This is a genomic window from Patescibacteria group bacterium (assembly GCA_022560785.1).
GTDB lineage: Bacteria > Patescibacteriota > Minisyncoccia > Phycocordibacterales > JADFSL01 > JADFSL01.
Map to the genome: position 1 here is coordinate 4353 of JADFSL010000032.1, position 1206 is coordinate 5558.

Sequence of the window (1206 nt, forward strand, 5' to 3'; positions counted from 1 at the left end):
AGGTGCGCAGAGCAAATCTTGGCGATTTGTCATTTGATCCAATTCTACACCGTGGATACAAAGAAATTCAGGAGCTTGAGCCGGATTTAGTGAAGATTCAGAATGATATCAGCTGGGCAGACCACATAGTAATAATTTATCCCAACTGGTGGAATACGATGCCGGCAATTTTGAAGGGTATGTTTGACCGTACTTTTTTGCCAAATTTTGCCTTTAGTATTGATGGAAAGAGCAAGAGTGCACGTCCGCTACTTAAAGGTAAGAGCGCGCGTGTCATTATTTCGTCGGGGACATATTACCCATTTGTGATACGAATACGGTTTGGAGATTACACTAATGAAATTTCAAAAGGGATTTTAGGCTTTTGTGGCATTGCGCCAGTTCGAATTACAAGTTTTGGTCCAACCGAATATGTAACAGAGCAAAAAAAAGACCAATGGAAACAAAAGATACACAACCTCGGTAAAGAGGGGATATAAAAGAGGTAAATTAGTTTTGGGGTTATATAAAAAAACAAACTCCCCGAAATATCTCGGGGAGTAATAGTAGTCGAAACTACTTAGAGAAAGTTACATTGGCCCTGCTATGCATTTATCTAATGAGGCAAGTTGGGCTTTGTTTTCATTATAAGCATAAATGATGCGTTTAGCCTTTGATTTAAACAGGGCCTGCACCAAATCGATAACCGCTTTCTTGACAGTATCTTCATCAAATGATGATCCAAGATTATAACAACGGAGTCGTTCCTGACGACTACTATTATTGCTTGGATCACGAAGAACCACTTCAAGATCTACAGAAAATTTATCTGCGGCAGGTGGGTCTGACGGAGTGGCACGCACAACTTCAATTTCCTGAACGAGCAAATCCCCAAGCTGTTTGAATGCAGACATAACTCCAGAATAAAAAACAATCCCCGATGAATATTGGATTGTGCCACGGTCCAGGCCATCCGGCCCAAAATTTATAGTCACTTTCATTGTCAATTAACCTCTCTTGGTGTTAAACACCTCTAATTGCCTTCCCACTATGGTAAAGACTAGCTTTTATAATATCATAATATAAAATAATGTCAATACTTGTTCCGCTGAGCTAGTCTCAACTGGACGCGAAACTGAGCGGATGAAAGAAATCTGTTTTATAAAACAAAAATATAGTACAGTAGTGTTCTATGTCCTTATCAATAGGAATTGTAGGACTGCCAAA

2 protein-coding genes are annotated in these 1206 nt (G+C 39.5%); one reads left to right on the forward strand and one right to left on the reverse strand.

Features of this window, described 5'->3' with window-relative positions:
* Window positions 1–479: NAD(P)H-dependent oxidoreductase (locus IIB50_02835; GenBank protein MCH7530026.1), on the forward strand; the 479-nt coding region annotated here is incomplete at its 5' end.
* A 90-nt stretch (window positions 480–569) separates the two neighbouring features.
* On the opposite strand, the gene IIB50_02840 is transcribed toward IIB50_02835, so the two are convergent.
* Window positions 570–980 carry a hypothetical protein gene (locus IIB50_02840; GenBank protein ID MCH7530027.1) on the reverse strand — a complete coding sequence of 137 codons (411 nt, stop codon included), beginning with the start codon at window positions 978–980 and terminating at the stop codon, window positions 570–572.
* Window positions 981–1206: the final 226 nt, after the last annotated feature.

Excerpts from the sequence above, each read along its gene's own strand:
- IIB50_02840 (MCH7530027.1), bottom strand. The coding sequence starts at position 980 with ATGAAAGTGACTATAAATTTTGGGCCGGATGGCCTGGACCGTGGCACA.